The organism is Pectobacterium brasiliense, from assembly GCF_013449685.1.
GTDB lineage: Bacteria > Pseudomonadota > Gammaproteobacteria > Enterobacterales > Enterobacteriaceae > Pectobacterium > Pectobacterium brasiliense_A.
Genome location: NZ_JACDSF010000042.1, coordinates 83,610 through 102,244, shown reverse-complemented (window position 1 = coordinate 102,244; position 18,635 = coordinate 83,610). Strand labels below are relative to the sequence as shown.

Genomic DNA, 18,635 nt, shown 5'->3' with positions numbered 1-18,635 from the left:
CTTAGAACGTTTCCCAATTACCATTTGGTGAACCTTCTTTAGATTTTTTACCGCCATTCGCTGATGAAGCTAACAATGCGGTTTTTTGCGCTGTCGCTAGAGTTGTCCTTCTAAACGAGCTCGCATCTTCAGAGAGACGGAATACGGCAACGGCCTGATTCAGTATTTTCACTTGATCTTCCAATGCAACAGCAGCAGCAGCAGACTCTTCAACCAAGGAGGCGTTTTGCTGCGTAACCCGATCCATCTCAGTTACAGCCAAGCCGACCTGATCAATACCTTTGCTTTGCTCATCAGAAGCCGAGGCGATTTCGCCCATAATATCCGTTACACGAGTGACAGCACTGACGATTTCTCCCATCGTCTCGCCTGCGCTTTCAACCAGTACAGAACCTTCATCGACTCGGCTGACAGAATCTTCAATCAAACTTTTAATTTCTTTCGCGGCCTGAGCACTACGCTGTGCCAAATTACGGACTTCACCTGCAACAACCGCAAATCCACGACCTTGTTCCCCAGCTCTGGCTGCTTCAACCGCCGCATTCAGCGCAAGAATGTTAGTCTGAAAAGCAATACCATCAATCACACTAGTAATATCGGCAATTTTTTGTGAACTTCCAGCAATATTGTGCATGGTTTTGACGACATTATCGACTACCTTGCCCCCCCTCTGCGCCGTCTCTGAGGCACTCAGCGCCAACTGGCTGGCCTGACGCGCATTTTCCGCATTCTGTTTAACTGTTGCGGTCAACTGTTCCATGCTTGCTGCCGTTTCTTCTAATGAAGCAGCTTGTTGCTCGGTTCGCGATGAAAGATCGTTGTTACCCGCGCTAATTTCTGTAGCACCAGTATAAATGGCATCAGCGCCTTGTCGAACCGCACTAACCGTTGAAACAAACTCACTTTGCATATGGCGAATACTGTCAGCCAGTATGCCCATTTCATTACTGCTGTGAAAATTAGTCGTTTTTGTCAAATCGCCTTTCGCAATATGGCGAATATGTTCAACGATACTATTTAGCGGTCTAATTAATAACTGCTGAATACCAAACCAGGAAAACAACGCTAGGGCAAAAACAAGAATAATAATGGAACTTAAGATCCAAAGCGCCGAATCATAAGCAGCATCATTTTTAGCTATACCAGCCTGATAAAGTTTATCGTTTTCTGCTTTATAGACATAATACGCTTTTTCAAAATTATCCTGAAAGCGCTGGGTTGGTTGCTCAATAAATTTCTTAAATTCCCCTGCATTTAAAAACTGAATCAGTTCAGTCAATGCAGCATTCAGAGCGACATAGTTTTCTTTTACACTACGAGAAATACTGTCATCCTGCCGTGTATCTTGAGGTATTTTCTCATATCGAAGGAAATAATCATTTGCCACCGCGAGCTGCTTTTCAGCAGAGATAAGAAGCTCTTTGCCACCAACACCCGCTCCCGTACCGCTTGCATCGAGTGCAAAACGCGTCCCCGCACGGTTAAGTGTATTGCGGGTCTGTAATAAATATGACCATGCTGAATCCAGCTCGGAACGCTTTTGGTTAATAACCTGCGTTGAACTGAAGATATCCTTATCATTTTTTAATGCACTAAAGAATAAACCACCAGAAATAAGCTGAAGCGCCCCAAACAACACCAGTACAAGCATCAGACCTGTAACAACTTTTATACGGTTAAACATATAACGCCTTTTGAGTAGACCAACCACCGATATTATCGGCATTATTCTGGATATCTTTACGAATTTCTGAACTGACAAGGATGTAGCTAAGGAAGGTTTTTGGGGCCACTTTCGCAGCCCCTGAAGGCCGATAGATTAGACTTTCAATACGCTATCAACCAGCGCCATTTCCTCGCTACTCAACAGTTTCTCGATATCAACCAGAATCAGCATTCTCTCGCCCAGAGAACCTAAACCAGTCAAGTACTCTGTTGACAGCGTTACAGCAAACTCCGGTGCAGGACGGATTTGGTCTGCGGTCAATGACAACACATCAGACACGCCATCTACAACAATCCCGACAACACGCTGACCCAGGTTGAGAACAATGACAACCGTGTTGTCATCGTATTCAACATCCTGCTTGGCGAATTTAATGCGCAAGTCAACGATCGGTACAATGACACCGCGTAGGTTGGTCACACCTTTAATAAAGGAAGGTGTGTTGGCAATACGCGTTACCTGATCATAACCACGAATTTCTTGTACTTTTAAAATATCAACGCCGTACTCTTCGTCACCCAGCGTAAAAATCAGGAATTCCTGTCCTACTGTTTCGCCAGTTAATTTCGTGACGCTTGCAAGTCCAGTCATGTTGTTTTCCACCCTTTATTAACGATCTGTTTTATTAAGCAGCAGTTTCAACCGCACGCTTTTCACGATTAAGCGCTTGTAACGCTGAAACATCCACAATCAGCGCAACACTGCCATCACCAAGGATAGTAGCGGCTGAAACGCCTGGCACCTTGCGATAATTACTTTCCAGGTTTTTGACGACGACCTGATGCTGCCCAATCAGTTGATCGACCAGCAAGGCATAACGTCGACCAGCACTTTGCAGAATAACGACAATCCCCTGAGTAGCATCCGTTTTAGCGCCATCCACATCAAAGATATGGAACAGTTCAACGAGAGGTAAATATTCACCACGAACCTGTAATACCCTTTCTCCGCCAGCTAACGGATACAGGTCTTCCGACTGCGGTTGCAAGGACTCCATCACGGCGTTAAGCGGTAGAATAAAGACTTCTTTGTTAACTTTAACGGACATCCCATCAAGGATGGCGAGCGTTAATGGCAACAGAATTCTGATCGTCGTGCCTTTTCCAGCCTGGAAGTGGATTTCGACATGACCTCCCATTTCCTGAATATTTCGCTTCACCACATCCATGCCGACACCACGGCCAGAAACATCCGTGACTTTTTCAGCGGTTGAAAAACCTGGAGCAAAGATCAACATGCCCACTTCTTCATCAGACATCGAATCATTAACAGCTAAACCTTGGGACAAGGCTTTAGCCAAAATTCTCTCGCGGTTGAGCCCTGCTCCATCGTCGATAACCTCAATACAGATATTACCGCCCTGATGTTCCGCAGAGAGCGTCAAGTTACCCACCGCAGACTTGCCTGCAGCTACACGTTTATCTGGAGATTCGATACCGTGATCGAGGCTGTTACGCACCAAGTGCGTCAGAGGATCGATAATACGTTCGATCAAACTCTTATCCAGCTCAGTCGAGCTCCCCATCAGCGTGAGTTCAACCTGCTTATCCAATTTCGCAGCTAGGTCACGAACCAATCGAGGGAAACGGCTAAATACATATTCCATTGGCATCATACGGATGGACATAACTGATTCTTGCAGATCGCGAGCGTTACGTTCCAACTGCCCCATACTGTTGAGCAGATCGCCGTGTGCCACAGGATCGAGTTCACTTGAGCGCTGCGCCAGCATGGACTGCGTAATCACTAACTCACCAACGAGGTTGATAAGTTGGTCAACCTTCTCTACTGCTACACGAATACTGGTATCACCGGTTTTTGCTTTATTTTTTCCATTTTCCGGTGCAGCTTGCGGTTTTGCAGCAACTGGCGCAGACGGAGCTACTGGAGCGGCGACGACGGGCGCTTCAACTACAGCCACTGTCTCTACGGCTTCAGCGACAACAGGTTGGCTGGCCACAGCAGATTTGAAGCTGATTTGCTCAGGCTCAAGTACAAAACACAGTACCGCGCTAATATCGTCTTCGCTTTCAGACGTGACTAATGTCACTTCTACGCTAGTGTCAGTTTGGTGAGGATCTTTAACCGTCCCCAGATTGCCAAGCTCTTCCAGCATCTGAGGTATTTCCTGAGACTTCAGGCCAGTTAATGCGATACGCATTTCACCTTTACCTGCGCCGTTAGATGCTGGGCTAGCAGAGTGCGATGTTGCAACCGACGCATCAGGCTGTGCTGCATCACCCTCGGCTTTAGACTCCAGAGCAAGCTGGCGCAAGGCCTGACAGATATACTCAAAGCTTTCAGCATTGGGTTCCTGTGCGGTTTTATAAGCGTCCAACTGATCCTGCATAATGTCTTTTGTTTCCAGAAACAGGTTGATGATATCAGTGCTAAGACGCATTTCGCCACGTCTTGCACCATCGAGTAGGTTTTCTAACAGGTGCGTAGTTTCCTGCAATACTTTAAAACCGAATGTGCCAGCGCCCCCTTTTATGGAGTGGGCTGCACGGAAAATCGCATTCAACTGTTCGGTGTCAGGTTCTGACGGATCTAACAACAATAAGTGTTGTTCCATATCGGCCAGTAATTCATCTGCTTCATCAAAGAACGTTTGATAGAAAGCACTCATGTCCATGCTCACGTGGTCACCTCTGCTGTGAATCGCGGCTTATTTAGAAGGCGTCGCCTGGCTATCAGGCGCAGCAGGCAACGCAGTGGTTGGCTGCTGACGCTCTGGAGCAGAAACGCCATTAGTTGGTTGTGGCGATGCCCCACCACTTCCACTCATATTGTTGTTATCACTATTTTCGGCAGCCGGAGTGGTAGGTTTAGGCTTATTCAACTCCATATTTTGTAAATTTTCCACCTTGTCTATATTTACAGCAGAACTTTCTGCATTTTCTTCTTCAATATCCTTTTGAGCTTGTCTGCTCAATACCAACAAACTGATACGCCGGTTAATCGCATCATTCCCACTTACCGCCTGTTTTAGGTGCATTGTCGCAGCCATACCCACAACGCGCAAAACTTTTCCATCAGACAAGCCCCCAAAAATAAGCTCTCGACGTGATGCATTAGCACGATCCGCGGACAATTCCCAGTTACTATAACCACGTTCCCCCGTCGTATACTGAACATCATCAGTATGGCCTGATATACTCAACTTATTCGGGAAATCGTTCAAGATAGGGGCTATCGCACGCAGGATATCTCGCATATAGGGCTCAACCTGTGCACTCCCAGTTTTAAACATGGGGCGATTTTGACTATCGATAATTTGGATGCGTAACCCTTGATCAATCATTTCAATTAACAGATGTGGGCGGAGTGCTCGTAATCGAGGGTCAGCCTCAATTAACTGATCCAAACGTTCACGCAATTTATTGAGCCTTGCCTCATCCAACTTCTTTTCCACGTTATCCGTTTTGATGACTTTTTTCACTTCACCATCTTGCTGAGTGGGGTCATTCCCTCCACCTGGGATGGGACTGGAACTGTCGCTTGATTTAGGACCCGAAGTTAATGCAACCTTTAACGGGGTACGAAAATACTCTGCGATTTGCGCCAGTTGCATTGGCGTAGAAATGGCAATAAGCCACATTACAAGAAACAATGCCATCATTGCTGTCATGAAGTCAGCGTAGGCAATCTTCCAGGAGCCACCATGGTGACCCCCATGCCCAGACTTACGCTTTTTGCGAATAATGGGATGCTGATGTTTCATGCGTTACTGTCCGACGCAGGCTGAGTCGGCGATTTCACACGACGAATGTGCTCTTCCAATTCGGTAAAGGAAGGACGCTCTGTTGAGTACAGTGTTTTACGACCAAATTCAACGGCAATTTGCGGAGCGTAGCCATTAAGGCTCGACAGTAAAGTGACTTTAATGCACTGTAATACTTTGACTTTTTCTGCATTTTTTTGGCGCAGCAATGCGGCTAATGGGGAGACAAAACCGTAAGCAAGCAAAATCCCTAGGAAGGTACCCACCATAGCGTGAGCGATCATCATCCCTAACTCAGCCGCAGGCCGGTCAACGTAGGCCAGCGAGTGAACAACCCCCATGACGGCAGCAACGATACCAAATGCAGGAAGACCGTCACCCATCATCGTCAAACTGGATGCAGGTATTTCACTTTCATGCTCAATCGTTTCGATCTCTTCATCCATCAGCGTTTCAATCTCAAACGCATTCATGTTACCGCTGACCATCAAGCGCAAATAATCGGTAATAAATTCAACCACATTGTTGTCAGAAAGAATATTCGGATAGCTTGAGAAGATTTCACTCTCACGAGGGTTATCAATATCAAATTCCAGAGAAAGCATACCTTGTTGACGAGATTTGGCCATCACACGGAAGAGTAAAGCCATGAGGTCCATATACAATGCTTTATTATACTTAGAGCCTTTGACCAAAAGAGGTAGTGCACGTAGTGTTGCTTTTATCGCCTTTCCATTATTACCAACAATGAAAGCACCTACCGCAGCACCGCCGATAATCAGCAGCTCCGAAGGTTGATAAAGCGCACCCAAGGCCCCACCGACCATGAGATAACCGCCGAGTACCGAGGCCACAATTACGACATAACCCAATATAACCAGCACAAGAAATCCTTATAATAAAAAAGGGTGGGCAGAAAGAGAGATAAAACTGCGGAGCCGTAGCCAAGACGTTTTAGAGGAAGAAATCTATCACCGCTTTCGCAACCAACAGTGATAGATTCACAAATCGCTACAGGCTCAGACTGCGTGTTTTACCTGTTCATCCAGCAGTTGAGGTATTATATCGGCAAGATTTTGCGAAAGTTTACGCCTTTTTACCGCTCTGGAAGGGGGTTGGCACAAACTACAGACAAAACTGTTTTTAGGCTGATGAGCGTGAGTAATGAACATCCCTTTGCAGCAATTACATGACGATAGTTGCAGCATACCACTGTCAACAAAACGGACTAAGGTCCAAGCCCGCGTCAATGCCAGCAGTGGAGAATCGCTCTGCGGCGCACACTGCTCCAAGTAAAGTCGATAAGATTTAATAACCGCTTCAACACCGCTGCACTGCCCATTCTTGATTAAAAAACTGTAAGCGTTGTAGAACATTGATGAATGAATATTCTGTTCCCAGGTCATAAACCAATCCGTTGAAAAAGGTAGCATTCCCTTGGGTGGCGGACTTCCTCTAAGTTCTTTGTACAGTTTAATCAAACGCCCGCGACTTAACTGTGTTTCACTTTCCAGCATCTGTAAACGAGCACCGAGCGAAATGAGCTCCATCGCCAATTGGATGTCTTTCGCCTCCTGAACAATACTTTTCTCCGCCATTACTTATGCCCTTTTCTTAGGCAGGTTTTCTTCTTTCGAAGTTAACTGTTGTAATAAGTTACTCGACAACAAAATTCCCGTATGAATTTGTTGTAAATCATCCACGCGTGATTCCTGAGTCAAGACTTTGATTGTATTGTGATCGTTAAAACGAAAATGGCATATCAGCTGGTTAGTTTCTGCCAATTTCACCATCTGCGGTAAACTCAGTTGCATCAAGATATCTGCCATCTCGGCATTAATTCCAAGACGAAACATCGCAGAAGCTTTTTCATCATTAATTAAGCGTTGCGCCAGTAACAAATAAGACAGATTAATGTCATAAATGTGTTTGAGTAATTCAGAGGTACCCATATTTCCCATCCCGACAGGCTATGTTTAAAACATAAGTTAGGTGATAGACCATATCGCCCAGTTCGAAAATCACTCTCCATTGATGGCATAAAAAACTATCGTTGCCAGGTACTGCAAGTTACTACTTTATCATTTATTATTCGGGCAATCGTTACTTGCCAACTTTACGCTTCACGCGGAGGATCCGTTCATCCGTTGCTTTGTTAGTTCCACACTTAAGACTCGCTTCAGCTAAAGCATAGGATTAATCCTAAAACAGCGCAACTGTACCGTCTAATCCATAGCACATACAACGCAACGTAATAATAATTTTGGCTATTATGTGATACCAATCACAAAAATGAAAGCATTATGGACTAAATTCTGTCTGGTCAGATCACTTTTATGTCTATTTTTTCGCCAAAATCGCACACTAAACGTTACAAAAAAGAGCATGAAAAATAATAAAAAAGAAACAATTTGCTTGCTATATAAATGATAGATATACAAAAAATCCCTTGCGCCCAGAACACACTCCGTTATGTAAGTTTATACCTTTCATGAAAAATTTACACTTTTTACCCAAAAAACGCTTAATCACATATTAGGAAACAACATTTCGCTCCCCTCTGCAGGGACACAACCGCAACGACAAAAAACATACCGATTTCGCCTAAAAGAGATTATTGTATTGATAATAAAGAAATTAATGGCTATCCAGGCAGTACTTCAGGAAATAGGTAATCTGGGTACAAAGGCATTTACCGATCGCTTTTAACAATTCGATTAACCAACCAAATACCTGAGCAAACCAGGACCAGTGCAAAGAAATATTTCCACTCCAGAATGCTTTCGTTCAGAAACAGTGCTGACAACAACGTACCAGAAACTGGGATAAGGAAATTGAATGGTGCAACCATACCGACCCGATTATATTTCAGCAATTGGCTCCATAATGAAAAAGCGACGGAAGAAAGCAAAATCAGGTAGCCTAGCATCAGTACAGCTTTCCAATCAGGTATGATGAGTGTCCCGCCAGAACAGTACCCTGATATCGTTAAAATGATCCCGCCAATCGCCAGTTGGTAACCGGTCATAACGGTTGGATCCATCGTTTGTGATATACGCTTACCATATATAGTAGATGCAGACAAAATAAATGCAGCAATAACAACGAACCCATCACCTAACAGCGTAAAATCAATATTCATTCCGTTACTGTTGATATTAACAACCATTACACCAGCAAAACCTAATATACAACCAATTAGCTTGTTGATATTTAATTTATCATTTTGGTATAAATAATGAGCAAGCAGTACGCTGAAAAAAGTACTGGTTGCATTCATGATCGAACCTTTAACGCCGGTAGTGTATGCCAGACCAATGTAGAAAAAAACATATTGCAACGATGTCTGGAATATTCCCAATGTGGTCAACTGAACTAACTGCCCACGCTGAAATCGCCCGATGGAACGTCCGGTTAACACAGCAAGTATCAAAAGCAACAGCCCAGCGAACGTGAACCGGTAGCCCGCAAAAACGAGTTTCCCAGGAATATCATTATCTGCAATGTGAAACAGCTCATAGCCATTTTTAATTGCCGGATAAGCACTTCCCCAGAGCAAACAACATAATGTGGCGATAAAAAAAACAACTTTTTTATCAGAAAAAAAATGCGTGCGCTTTTCCAAAAAAAACCCCTCCGAAGATAGATTTGCCATAATAGCGTTGAACCTCAAACAAATAAAGTTAGGGGGTAGACTCTTTATTCTCAAGCTGTATGATTTCTCATCACGTATTTCTCTTTTCTTTTTAAAGCGTTAAAAACGTGATCCGGATCGCATCGAATTTGATTAAGGTTTCCCAATATGAGCCGATTATCTTTTACATTGGTTGTTTAGCTAATGAATTGTCATTAATGTAGACACTAAAACCTAAACGCCAATGCCGCAGCGAGTGGCATGGTAAATCATAAACTCCTGAGAATGAGCGAATGGATATGAAAATAACGTCAAGGTCTGAGCAGCACGCCGAGGCCAGCATGCTGAGCAATTTACGGCTAGTTCCCTTATTCATCATTATTCTGGGTGGTATCATGCTGTTATTTGCAGCATCTATCGGCACATCCAGCTATTTTCTACAAAGCAGCAATCAGTCATTAGACGACGTCACACAAGAAATCGACACCCGAATGGGGATCTCAAACAGTTCCAACCACCTTCGCACTGCACGTCTGCTGCTCATTCAGGCCGCAGCGGCAGCTCGTATTGGCGACTCTCAGGTCTTCAATGACAACCTGAAACAGGCTGAGCAGCGTCTGGAACAATCAAAAAAAGCCTTTCTCGTCTATGAACAACGCACGATTAAAACACCTCAAGATATAGCGTTGGACGGCGATCTGCGTAAATCCTATGATGCTTATGTCAATCAAGGCATTATGCTGATGCTCACTGCAGCAAAACAAGGGCTATTTGAAGAGGTTATCACTCTCGAATCCGAAGAAACTCGGGTTCTAGATTTAGCCTATAATAAATTTTTGCTAGAGGCTGTCGCTTACCGCACGCAAAGAGCGAAAGACTTAAACGAAACCGCGCATAAAAACGCACTGCTTGGATATTCGTTGATGGGTGGCAGCTTTGCGCTGGCTACCATTTTAACGCTTCTAACGTTCTTCCTGCTGCGCAGTATCCTCATCAAACCAATCAATCAATTGGTCCTGAGAATTCAGCGTATTGCGCAAGGTGATTTGACTCAACTATCGGACCGTTATGGCAGGAATGAAATTGGCACGCTAGCCAGCAACGTTCAACAAATGCAGTCTTCTCTGGTCACTACCGTCACTACCGTTCGGGAAAGCGCAGACTCTATTTATCAAGGTTCTACGGAGATTTCATCTGGGAACACCGACCTTTCCTCGCGAACCGAACAGCAAGCCTCAGCGCTTGAACAAACTGCGGCAAGCATGGAGCAATTAACCGCAACCGTGAAGCAAAACTCAGAAAATGCACACCATGCAAGCCAGCTCGCGGCAAATGCTTCAGGAAAGGCCAAACAAGGCGGTGAGATCGTTGCAAACGTTGTGAACACGATGAACAGTATTTCAGGTAGCTCAAAGAAAATATCTGAAATTACCAGCGTTATTAACAGCATTGCTTTCCAAACGAATATTCTCGCACTCAATGCGGCAGTTGAAGCAGCCAGAGCAGGAGAACAAGGTCGCGGTTTTGCCGTCGTAGCAAGTGAAGTTCGCAGCCTCGCACAGCGCAGTGCACAAGCCGCAAAAGAGATAGAAACGCTGATTTCTGAATCGGTAAATCTGGTCAGCAGTGGCTCTGTTCTGGTTGATAACGCAGGTCAAACCATGAAAGAGATCGTCGATGCCGTTACTAACGTCACCGACATCATGGGGGAGATTGCTTCTGCTTCTGACGAACAAAGTCGAGGAATTACTCAGGTCGGTCAGGCGATATCAGAAATGGACAGCGTGACACAGCAGAATGCTTCGCTTGTGCAGGAAGCCAGTGCTGCAGCGGCATCGTTGGAAGAGCAAGCAGCATTGCTTACGCGTGCCGTTGCGACATTTAAGTTATCCAGCCATTTATCAAATAGCCATTCAGCTCCTGTTCGGCCAAACGCTCTCGCCGCTAAGGACCGTTCATCACTCGCCCTGCCCCGCCAGGCTAATACAGAAAACGGTAACTGGGAAACGTTCTAATACTGGAGAAAGCAGCAAGCGCATGGCATGCCCCGGAAGCTTACTCAAGTAGGTGACCGGGGTGAGTAAGAGAAGCCAACGCACATGCAGCGTGAAGTATGACGGGTATAACAGCGAGCATTGTTCACTCGGACAATGCTCGTATATCGTATGTTTCCCTTTACTCTTTTTCTGGCAAGATCTTTGGCTCAACAAACGTCCCGTCTTTGCTGTCAACCTCATTGAAAAACCAGATACCAGCAGGGTAATCTTTTAATGCAACTAAATACATAATCCCTTCCTGAAACGTTTCTACAGCAAGAATCGTCCCTTCCCGACGCGTCTTTCCATCAGTTTTAACCGTAACCAGATCATTAACTTTCATAAATTTATCTCAAAATAGCTTCTAACATCAAAAAAACAGCATTATCATTTACGACTACAGTAGGAATAGTACCTGCATGAAATGATTAATTTTATTTGTTTTTAACAACGCCATATTGACCCTCTCTGTCATTACATACCAATTATTCAGGCAAAAATTGATCGTTTCTATCCTAGTGCATCCGACATATTCGCAAAAGAGATTAAAAGTTGAACGAATTATTGAACGTTAATGAACAGAGAGATAACGGTGAGCCAGACTACAATCAAGTCATAACATCAGAATGGATGCAATTGATAGCCACAACCTCACAAAAATCTTTTAATCTACTGCGAACCCTCGCCGATCAGAAAGCCTCCGACTTTGCTGACGCGTTTTACTCCTACATGCTCCAAGATCAAGAGGCTTCCCTGTTTCTTTCCAGCCAGCAAGTCCACGATCGACTCCATGGTTCGATGAGCAAATGGATAGTGGATATTTTAACGAATACCGGAGATCGTCTGGCTGATCTGATTAATCATCAAAAGAAAATTGGTCAGATTCATGCGCGCATTGGTATTCCCGTCGATCTGGTTGAGCGTGGAGCCCGGCGTTTAAAATGGCACCTTTATGAAGACATCGCACAGGCGGCAGAGGATAAAACGCTATGCTTTGATGCCATGCGTTTTGCCTCCATCTCTATGGATATTGCCATAGAGATAATGAGCAAAACCTATTCACAGTCGCACGATCTGGCAGCCAAAAATGAAGAATCCTATCGGCTATTTTCTATTCTGGAAAATGCCAGCATGGAGAGAGAGCGTCAAAATGCATCGCTGCTAAATTGGGAAAATGCCTTTATTTTTAGTGTTGCCACTGGTACGCCTCTTTCCAGCATCCAGGATCTGAGGGATTCAGAGTTTGGCCTGTGGTTTAACCATAAAGGGAAATCCAGTTTCAGTAATATTCAGGGTATACGCACTATCGCCTCAATCATGACGGAAACGGATGACTACATTCGCGGCCATAGTACTACCACACTACTGACACAGCAGGATTATGCCCCGCTACTTAAAACGGTCAGAAGCAAAATTTATAAAATAAATATGCTGCTGGGATCGCTATTTGACGAAGTCCAAAAACTGGAAAGCGGTAAGGATACGTTGACCCTTCTGTTAAACCGTCGCTTCCTGCCAACCATTCTTAGACATGAAATATCGCTGGCAATGCACTCAAACACCTCGCTCAGCATCGCCATGATTGATATTGACCATTTTAAAACCGTGAATGACACATATGGCCATGCCGCTGGCGACAGTATCCTGAAAAAGATTGCAGAAGTGCTCTATGAGAGCACGAGGAACAGCGACTATGTTTTCCGTTACGGCGGTGAAGAATTCATGATCGTGCTTATTGAAACGCCTAAAGTCGCCGCCCACACCATCATCGAGCGACTGAGAAAGAAAATCCAGGATCGCCCTATTTATCTTCAAAACGGTGAATGCGTTACAATGACCATAAGCGCAGGCATCGCTGTCTATAGCGGTCATCCCGATTATGAATGCTTGATAAAGGCAGCAGACGATGCGCTCTATCAGGCCAAGGCCAGCGGTAGAAACAGGATCGAATACGCGCCGGAAGAATAATCATTTTATCTCGTTGCAAACCTGCGCTTCAGGTCACAACCGAAAAGAATAGCCCGCTATTCATCATCGCAGGTTTTGCACTATTCCTCTAACCAAACAGATGAATTCCCCTTCATTGAACAAATTCACAGCATGAAAACGATAAACCAACGATTTTACTAACCAACCCACCAAAAATTTGATACATATTCAATAAATACGCATGATCGTCGATAATATGTCATGCAGTGAATCTTCTTATAGTTTGATCTTATTTTGCACAAATGAGGAACGAGCATTGCAGCGACAGCAGGTTTTATCGTCACGAATTTATTCCATTGGGTACGATCCAAAGACGCACAACCTTGAGATAGAGTTTCATAATAAAGATATCTATCAATATGTTGGCGTGCCTGAGTCTATCTATAAAAAATTTATTTCTGACGCTGTCGTCTCTAAAGGCCGTTTCTTTGATGGCGTGATAAAAGATAAGTTTTTATGCCGTAAAATTAGATAGATAAGAAATAACCAATAACAACGCTGGGGTTTGTCGCCGTTCCTTAACGGCGATGTAAAACGTCGCTTTACGCCACATCGATTTGCTAGTTAATCCCTCGCCGCCTTCCGGGTCCACTATCACAACTAATCCGGTGAATTAAACATACATCCAGGTGGTATCTTTTCGATAGCATCCCTTCAGACTATGTGAGTATCTCTCCTGTCTAACTATGGAGAGTTTATATGATCACATCGGATATTCAGGGGGCTAATCTTTTATTTGCCCAGACCAGTAAGCACGCTATTGCGCCAAGTGAAGATACTTTCAAAATGGCACTGGAGAAAGCAAAGGATAGCGGGCAGATCTCCAGACACGAACCCAGCGCTAAAATTGAGCCTCAACGCTCGAAAGCGGCACAGGAGTTTATGGACTGGGTCTCCATGTCTCATGAAGAAAGATTATTCTTCTCCGTACTCGCCTCCATGGGAATATCCAAGGAGCAATACGAGGCAATGCCAGTAGAAGAACGCATGGCGTTAGATCTCAAAGTGCAAGAACGTATAAAAGAAATGGCGGAACAAGGTCAACAGCTCGCGTAATGACAACAAACCTGACTTCCTGCAGCTTGTTCTTGATAGTGTAAATACATCCAGCATCAGGGATAAATGGATGTATAACACTCTACGATATCGGATCTGCAAACTCATCACAGCAGCGCTATGTTGCATTGTACTTAGTGCCTGTACCAGCCTAATCTCTGGTACTAGGTCAGTTCCGGTACGCGTCACTGATCTGGAGGATATCGAGAAGCCTTTAACTATGCCGATGGACGCACCGTTGATCACATACCCAATTGGGAATCGCCCAGCAAGTGAACGCCGATCGTTATTATCCTAGCGTTGGCATGCAAGGCAGTGGTATCGATTATCGTGAAGGGATCTCGGGGCCAGCAATTTTGATGTTGCCAATCAAGAAAAACGTGAGTTTTTCGTGCAAGCGAGCAAGTGGATGTTGGATAACCCCAACACCGATATTCGCGTATTTGTCACCGGATTCAGCCAAGGGGCCGCAACAGCGCGGTATTGATGGATTCGACATAACATGTTTTCTCATTCTGGAAGATCTACTTTTAAGGAGGGCGCTCACGAAACGCGACCTTACCTCAGCACTGGAAAACGGGAAAAGTCCACACAAAAACATTCCCGATGCAGGGGAATCAGCACCGGGAAGTCTTCATTTAGCTGATATCACCACCGTTGGTGGCAATCACTTTCTTATACCAGTGGAATGATTTCTTTTTATAACGGTTGCCACTGCCGGAAATCGTGTCATCCAACTCGACATAGATAAAGCCGTAGCGTTTGCTCATCTCGCCGGTAGACATACTGACCAGATCGATGCAGCCCCACGGGGTATATCCCATCAGCTCAACGCCGTCGGCAATCGCGTCTGCCATCGCTTCGATGTGTTGACGCAAATAGTTGATGCGATAGTCATCGGCGATGTAATGATCTGCATCCGGCTTATCCACCGCACCCAGACCGTTTTCGACAATAAACAGCGGTTTCTCGTAGCGGTCATACAGTTGGTTAAGCGCAATTCGCAGCCCCACCGGGTCAATTTCCCAGCCCCACTCGCTGGCTTCCAGGAACGGATTACGCGCCCCGCCCAGCAGGTTGCCGTGGGCTGCCGCTGCATCCGGATCAGTTTTGTAGGTAGTGGAAGACATGTAATAACTGAAGCCGATATAGTCGACGGTGTGCTGCTTAATCAGCTCCAGATCTCCCGGCTGAATATCCAGCGTGACGCCCAGCGACTGCCACAGGCTTTTCGCATAGTAGGGATATTTCCCGCCCGCCTGCACGTCCGCACAGTAGAAGTTAAATGACTGCGTCTCTTTCAGCGCCGCCAACTGATTGATGGGGTTACAGTCATAGGCGTAGTGAGTGGCAAACAGGATCATGCAGCCGATCTGGATCTGCGGATTAGTCTCATGCGCAATTTTCACCGCCAGACTGCTGGCGACAAACTGGTTATGCCATGCCTGGAATTTCGCCTGTGGATCCAGCGCACCGGTCTGCACCGTCAACCCCTGACTCATGATCGGGAAGTGGGCAGCGCTGTTGATCTCGTTAAAGGTCATCCAATACTTCACTTTGTGGCCGAAGTGCTCCAACACCGTGCGGGCAAAGCGCTCGAAGTGACCGATTAACTCACGATTTTTCCAGCCGCCAAAGACGGTGGCAAGGTGCAGCGGCATCTCATAGTGAGAGATCGTAATCACAGGCTCAATGCCATGGGCGATGCAGGTATCAATCACCTGTTCGTAGTGACTCAGCCCCGCTTCGTTGGGCTCCAACTCAACGCCGTTCGGGTAGATGCGCGTCCAGGCAATCGAAAAGCGATAGCATTTGAAGCCCATCTCGGCAAACAGCGCAATATCTTCACGGAAGCGATGGTAGTGATCGATGCCTTTATGGTTAGGATAGGTGTAGCGCTGTTCATCCAGCGTGAAGTCAAACGCATCGGAAGCCACGATGTTTAAACGCGCTTTACCGCCGGGAATGGCATCCACAATCGACAACCCTTTGCCGTCGATATTGTAGGCTCCTTCAACCTGATTCGCTGCGGTAGCCCCGCCCCACATAAAGCCGTGCGGAAATCTTTCGCTCATGGCACTTATCCTTTATCAATGCTGATTATTTATCGAAGATGATTCTTTAATGTCGTGGTTCTGCCTGACGTTGCTTTGATTCAACACGACCCGAATGGCGGAAATTCTAGAGGAAAAGAGAGGGCATGAACAGAAATAAGGAACCGGTTGCATATCCGGTACAAGTGGGTCTGGCGGCATAGAAAAACCCGCCCCGGACAGCGAAATTGCAGGTTATTTTTTCGTTTTCTGAGGCACTTTTCGCGTGGCTGACTTGCCCGTTTGATCGCGCATCTGGCTCTTTCGATGCGTGGTCTCCACAAGTTTCCTGAACGTCGGACACTCCATATGCGATGGCGCAGAACAGTCGGCGACGTGCCGCAGCGTGTCGCGCAATATCGTCAGCTCATGGATTTGCCGATCGATGTCGTCGGCCTTCTGATGCAGCGCAGTGCGGGGCAAGTCCGGCATCCCATCCTTGTTAAACATGCCGGCGATTTCTTGCAGTGAGAACCCCGCAGATTTCCCCATCGTAATCAACCTGAGTTGCAGCAGCACGTCGGCAGGAAACTGCCGCCGAAGCCCATGGCGGGACACCGAAGCAATTAGCCCAATTTCCTCGTAGTAACGCAGCGCCGAAGGCTTGATGCCACTCTTCTCCGCGATTTCGCCTATATCCAGAAATTTCATGCTTGACCTCAAGTCGACTTGAATTTGTAGCATGCTCTGGAACCCACATTCTGACAAGGATAAAAAATGACAATTAACCAACCGAGCGAACCAGAGCACGCCAAATCGGGGGTCACCATCACACTGGCACTCGCAATACTGTCGGCCTCGCTGGGAACAAGCATTGCCAATATTGCCCTTCCGACGCTGACAGCCGTATTTTCTGCGCCCTTCGCGCAGGTGCAGGCCGTTGTCATCGCCTATCTTGCGGCCATGGCGCTTTCGGTTGTGATCGCGGGTCGCCTTGGCGATCGCTATGGGCTGAAACCCGTTTTCATTGCAGGTCTTGGGCTCTTCGTCATCGCTTCGCTGCTGTGCGCCATTGTCCCCCAGCTGTGGCAACTTATCGCGGCAAGAGCATTTCAGGGGATCGGTGCAGCCTTCCTGATGACGCTCGGCATGGCACTGCTGAGGCAGACGGCTGGGGAGAAGCATGTCGGGCGAGCGATGGGGATACTGGGAACGGTATCCGCACTGGGGACCGCGCTTGGCCCTTCTGTCGGCGGCTTCCTGCTTGCGATAGCAGGATGGCGTAGCCTGTTCTGGATACAGATCCCGCTGGTCACGATCGTGTTGTTCATGGCTTTTAGCCTACTGCCAGCCACGCCGGTGAAAGGCAAGGCTGTATTATCAGGGGGGTTACCATTCCGGAACACGGCGCTGTTGCCGAACCTCACGATCAATGCCGCCGTCGCCGCCATCATGATGACGACGCTAATCGTCGGTCCCTACTACCTTGGTCAGGGTCTGGGTTTGAAGGAAACGTTGGTGGGGGTGGTGATGGCCATTGGCCCTGCTATTGCGATTTTCTGCGGCATTCCGTCAGGGCGACTGGTCGATACCTGGGGATGTGGACGGGCACTCATCGCCGGACTCTCCCTCGTGATTGCTGGCACCTTTATGCTAGCAATCTTGCCAACAATGCTTGGCGTCGCGGGTTATATCCTTGCCATTATTGTCCTGACGCCAGGCTACCAGCTCTTTCAGGCGGCAAACAACACCTCCACCCTTGCCGAGGTTCCCGGAAATCAGCCCGGTACCGTCTCTGGCCTGCTTAACCTGTCGCGCAATATTGGGCTGATCGTCGGAGCATCGCTCATGGGGCAGATTTTCGCTTTGGGTGTCGGTACGGAAGATTTTGCCCATGCCGCCCCCACTTCCCTCGCACATGGCATGCAGCTGACCTTCTTTCTGGCTGGCGGTATCGTGCTTGTCGTCCTTGCCTTCACCCATCTGCCAAGCTGGGCTACGCGGGTTCGCTCAGCTAAATCTCAGGGGAAGTGATGACGGCTAACGGCCTATTCTGACGGTTTATGGTGACGCGAGGCGACCTTTGCAAGCTCAGACAATACCGAGGTCGCCTCCTCTAAACGCTCAGGGACGAGCTTGTAGAACACCCAGTTTTTTATGCGCTTCGATGTGACAATCCCGGCTTTCGAAAGATATTGAAGATGACCGGTGACGGTTGGCTGGCTCAGGCCGATCTTCTCAGTGATAAACCCTACGCACACCCCATCCTTAACCAAATCGCCATCCTGCTGTTCTGGGAAATGTGCGCGAGGATCGGCCAACCATTCAAGAATGATGAGCCGTTGCTCATTGCCGAGCGCTCGCAGCAAATCGGCCGTTGTCGCCACATGCTTGTTCATATAGCCAAATACCTATATAGTTATTTCCATATACAGTT

General features: G+C 46.6%; 18 protein-coding genes. 6 read left to right on the top strand and 12 right to left on the bottom strand.

Annotated features, from left to right (window positions below; translation table 11 throughout):
- Window position 1: 1 nt before the first annotated feature.
- The 8 genes from H0248_RS16480 to H0248_RS16445 form a co-directional block, all read right to left on the bottom strand.
- Window positions 2–1,684 carry a methyl-accepting chemotaxis protein gene (locus H0248_RS16480; RefSeq protein ID WP_180786725.1) on the bottom strand — a complete coding sequence of 561 codons (1,683 nt, stop codon included), beginning with the start codon at window positions 1,682–1,684 and terminating at the stop codon, window positions 2–4.
- Between the two features lie 135 nt (window positions 1,685–1,819).
- The gene (gene cheW, locus H0248_RS16475; protein ID WP_010279509.1) at window positions 1,820–2,317 is read right to left on the bottom strand and encodes a chemotaxis protein CheW; all 498 of its coding nucleotides are present in this window, start codon (window positions 2,315–2,317) and stop codon (window positions 1,820–1,822) included.
- A gap of 34 nt (window positions 2,318–2,351) precedes the next feature.
- Window positions 2,352–4,355, bottom strand: a complete 2,004-nt coding sequence (cheA, locus tag H0248_RS16470; protein WP_180786724.1) for a chemotaxis protein CheA — start codon at window positions 4,353–4,355, stop codon at window positions 2,352–2,354.
- Between the two features lie 39 nt (window positions 4,356–4,394).
- A complete protein-coding gene (gene motB / locus H0248_RS16465; protein WP_180786723.1) occupies window positions 4,395–5,450 on the bottom strand; it encodes a flagellar motor protein MotB in 1,056 nt (351 codons plus the stop codon).
- Window positions 5,447–6,334 (bottom strand): flagellar motor stator protein MotA, encoded by an 888-nt coding sequence (gene motA / locus H0248_RS16460; protein WP_180786722.1) that lies wholly within the window; start codon window positions 6,332–6,334, stop codon window positions 5,447–5,449. Before motA ends, motB begins: the two co-directional genes overlap by 4 nt.
- A 135-nt stretch (window positions 6,335–6,469) precedes the next feature.
- Entirely contained in the window at window positions 6,470–7,048 is a 579-nt protein-coding gene (flhC, locus tag H0248_RS16455; RefSeq protein WP_005970730.1) for a flagellar transcriptional regulator FlhC, read from the bottom strand.
- A 3-nt stretch (window positions 7,049–7,051) separates the two neighbouring features.
- Window positions 7,052–7,402, bottom strand: a complete 351-nt coding sequence (gene flhD, locus H0248_RS16450) for a flagellar transcriptional regulator FlhD (RefSeq protein WP_180786721.1) — start codon at window positions 7,400–7,402, stop codon at window positions 7,052–7,054.
- 740 nt (window positions 7,403–8,142) lie between these two features.
- Window positions 8,143–9,075 (bottom strand): DMT family transporter, encoded by a 933-nt coding sequence (locus tag H0248_RS16445; RefSeq protein ID WP_374705278.1) that lies wholly within the window; start codon window positions 9,073–9,075, stop codon window positions 8,143–8,145.
- A gap of 302 nt (window positions 9,076–9,377) precedes the next feature.
- Between H0248_RS16445 and H0248_RS16440 the strand changes: the two genes are divergently transcribed.
- Window positions 9,378–11,099: a methyl-accepting chemotaxis protein gene (locus tag H0248_RS16440; RefSeq protein ID WP_180786719.1), complete on the top strand. Its 1,722-nt coding sequence runs from the start codon at window positions 9,378–9,380 to the stop codon at window positions 11,097–11,099.
- A gap of 160 nt (window positions 11,100–11,259) precedes the next feature.
- On the opposite strand, the gene dsrB is transcribed toward H0248_RS16440, so the two are convergent.
- Window positions 11,260–11,463 carry a protein DsrB gene (gene dsrB / locus H0248_RS16435; RefSeq protein WP_014915927.1) on the bottom strand — a complete coding sequence of 68 codons (204 nt, stop codon included), beginning with the start codon at window positions 11,461–11,463 and terminating at the stop codon, window positions 11,260–11,262.
- A gap of 209 nt (window positions 11,464–11,672) precedes the next feature.
- On the opposite strand from dsrB, the gene H0248_RS16430 reads away from it, so the two are divergent.
- The 4 genes from H0248_RS16430 (at window position 11,673) to H0248_RS21925 (ending at window position 14,857) form a co-directional block, all read left to right on the top strand.
- On the top strand, window positions 11,673–13,088 hold the full coding sequence (locus H0248_RS16430; protein ID WP_180786718.1) for a diguanylate cyclase: 1,416 nt from the start codon (window positions 11,673–11,675) through the stop codon (window positions 13,086–13,088).
- Window positions 13,089–13,365: 277 nt separating this feature from the next.
- Window positions 13,366–13,584, top strand: a complete 219-nt coding sequence (locus H0248_RS16425; RefSeq protein ID WP_010279476.1) for a KTSC domain-containing protein — start codon at window positions 13,366–13,368, stop codon at window positions 13,582–13,584.
- 224 nt (window positions 13,585–13,808) lie between these two features.
- Complete coding sequence (locus H0248_RS16420) at window positions 13,809–14,165, top strand: hypothetical protein (RefSeq protein WP_039503564.1); 357 nt, start codon at window positions 13,809–13,811, stop codon at window positions 14,163–14,165.
- 272 nt (window positions 14,166–14,437) lie between these two features.
- Window positions 14,438–14,857 (top strand): hypothetical protein, encoded by a 420-nt coding sequence (locus H0248_RS21925; RefSeq protein ID WP_219609232.1) that lies wholly within the window; start codon window positions 14,438–14,440, stop codon window positions 14,855–14,857.
- Here H0248_RS21925 and H0248_RS16415 read toward each other — a convergent pair.
- Both H0248_RS16415 and H0248_RS16410 read right to left on the bottom strand, forming a co-directional pair.
- A complete protein-coding gene (locus H0248_RS16415; RefSeq protein ID WP_180786717.1) occupies window positions 14,804–16,240 on the bottom strand; it encodes a glycoside hydrolase family 1 protein in 1,437 nt (478 codons plus the stop codon). The two genes, H0248_RS21925 and H0248_RS16415, sit on opposite strands and share 54 nt — an antisense overlap.
- 213 nt (window positions 16,241–16,453) lie before the next feature.
- Entirely contained in the window at window positions 16,454–16,909 is a 456-nt protein-coding gene (locus H0248_RS16410; protein ID WP_110162734.1) for a helix-turn-helix domain-containing protein, read from the bottom strand.
- Window positions 16,910–16,975: 66 nt separating this feature from the next.
- Here H0248_RS16410 and H0248_RS16405 point away from each other — a divergent pair, with 66 nt between their 5' ends.
- Entirely contained in the window at window positions 16,976–18,232 is a 1,257-nt protein-coding gene (locus H0248_RS16405) for an MFS transporter (RefSeq protein WP_180786716.1), read from the top strand.
- A 14-nt stretch (window positions 18,233–18,246) separates the two neighbouring features.
- Here H0248_RS16405 and H0248_RS16400 read toward each other — a convergent pair whose 3' ends face one another.
- The gene (locus H0248_RS16400; RefSeq protein ID WP_180786715.1) at window positions 18,247–18,597 is read right to left on the bottom strand and encodes an ArsR/SmtB family transcription factor; all 351 of its coding nucleotides are present in this window, start codon (window positions 18,595–18,597) and stop codon (window positions 18,247–18,249) included.
- Between the last annotated feature and the right edge of the window lie 38 nt (window positions 18,598–18,635).

Coding starts and splice junctions, on each gene's coding strand:
- H0248_RS16480 (WP_180786725.1), bottom strand. CDS start 1,684: ATGTTTAACCGTATAAAAGTTGTTACAGGTCTGATGCTTGTACTGGTG.
- cheW (WP_010279509.1), bottom strand. CDS start 2,317: ATGACTGGACTTGCAAGCGTCACGAAATTAACTGGCGAAACAGTAGGA.
- cheA (WP_180786724.1), bottom strand. CDS start 4,355: ATGAGTGCTTTCTATCAAACGTTCTTTGATGAAGCAGATGAATTACTG.
- motB (WP_180786723.1), bottom strand. CDS start 5,450: ATGAAACATCAGCATCCCATTATTCGCAAAAAGCGTAAGTCTGGGCAT.
- flhC (WP_005970730.1), bottom strand. CDS start 7,048: ATGGCGGAGAAAAGTATTGTTCAGGAGGCGAAAGACATCCAATTGGCG.
- flhD (WP_180786721.1), bottom strand. CDS start 7,402: ATGGGTACCTCTGAATTACTCAAACACATTTATGACATTAATCTGTCT.
- H0248_RS16440 (WP_180786719.1), top strand. CDS start 9,378: ATGGATATGAAAATAACGTCAAGGTCTGAGCAGCACGCCGAGGCCAGC.
- dsrB (WP_014915927.1), bottom strand. CDS start 11,463: ATGAAAGTTAATGATCTGGTTACGGTTAAAACTGATGGAAAGACGCGT.
- H0248_RS16420 (WP_039503564.1), top strand. CDS start 13,809: ATGATCACATCGGATATTCAGGGGGCTAATCTTTTATTTGCCCAGACC.
- H0248_RS16415 (WP_180786717.1), bottom strand. CDS start 16,240: ATGAGCGAAAGATTTCCGCACGGCTTTATGTGGGGCGGGGCTACCGCA.
- H0248_RS16410 (WP_110162734.1), bottom strand. CDS start 16,909: ATGAAATTTCTGGATATAGGCGAAATCGCGGAGAAGAGTGGCATCAAG.
- H0248_RS16405 (WP_180786716.1), top strand. CDS start 16,976: ATGACAATTAACCAACCGAGCGAACCAGAGCACGCCAAATCGGGGGTC.
- H0248_RS16400 (WP_180786715.1), bottom strand. CDS start 18,597: ATGAACAAGCATGTGGCGACAACGGCCGATTTGCTGCGAGCGCTCGGC.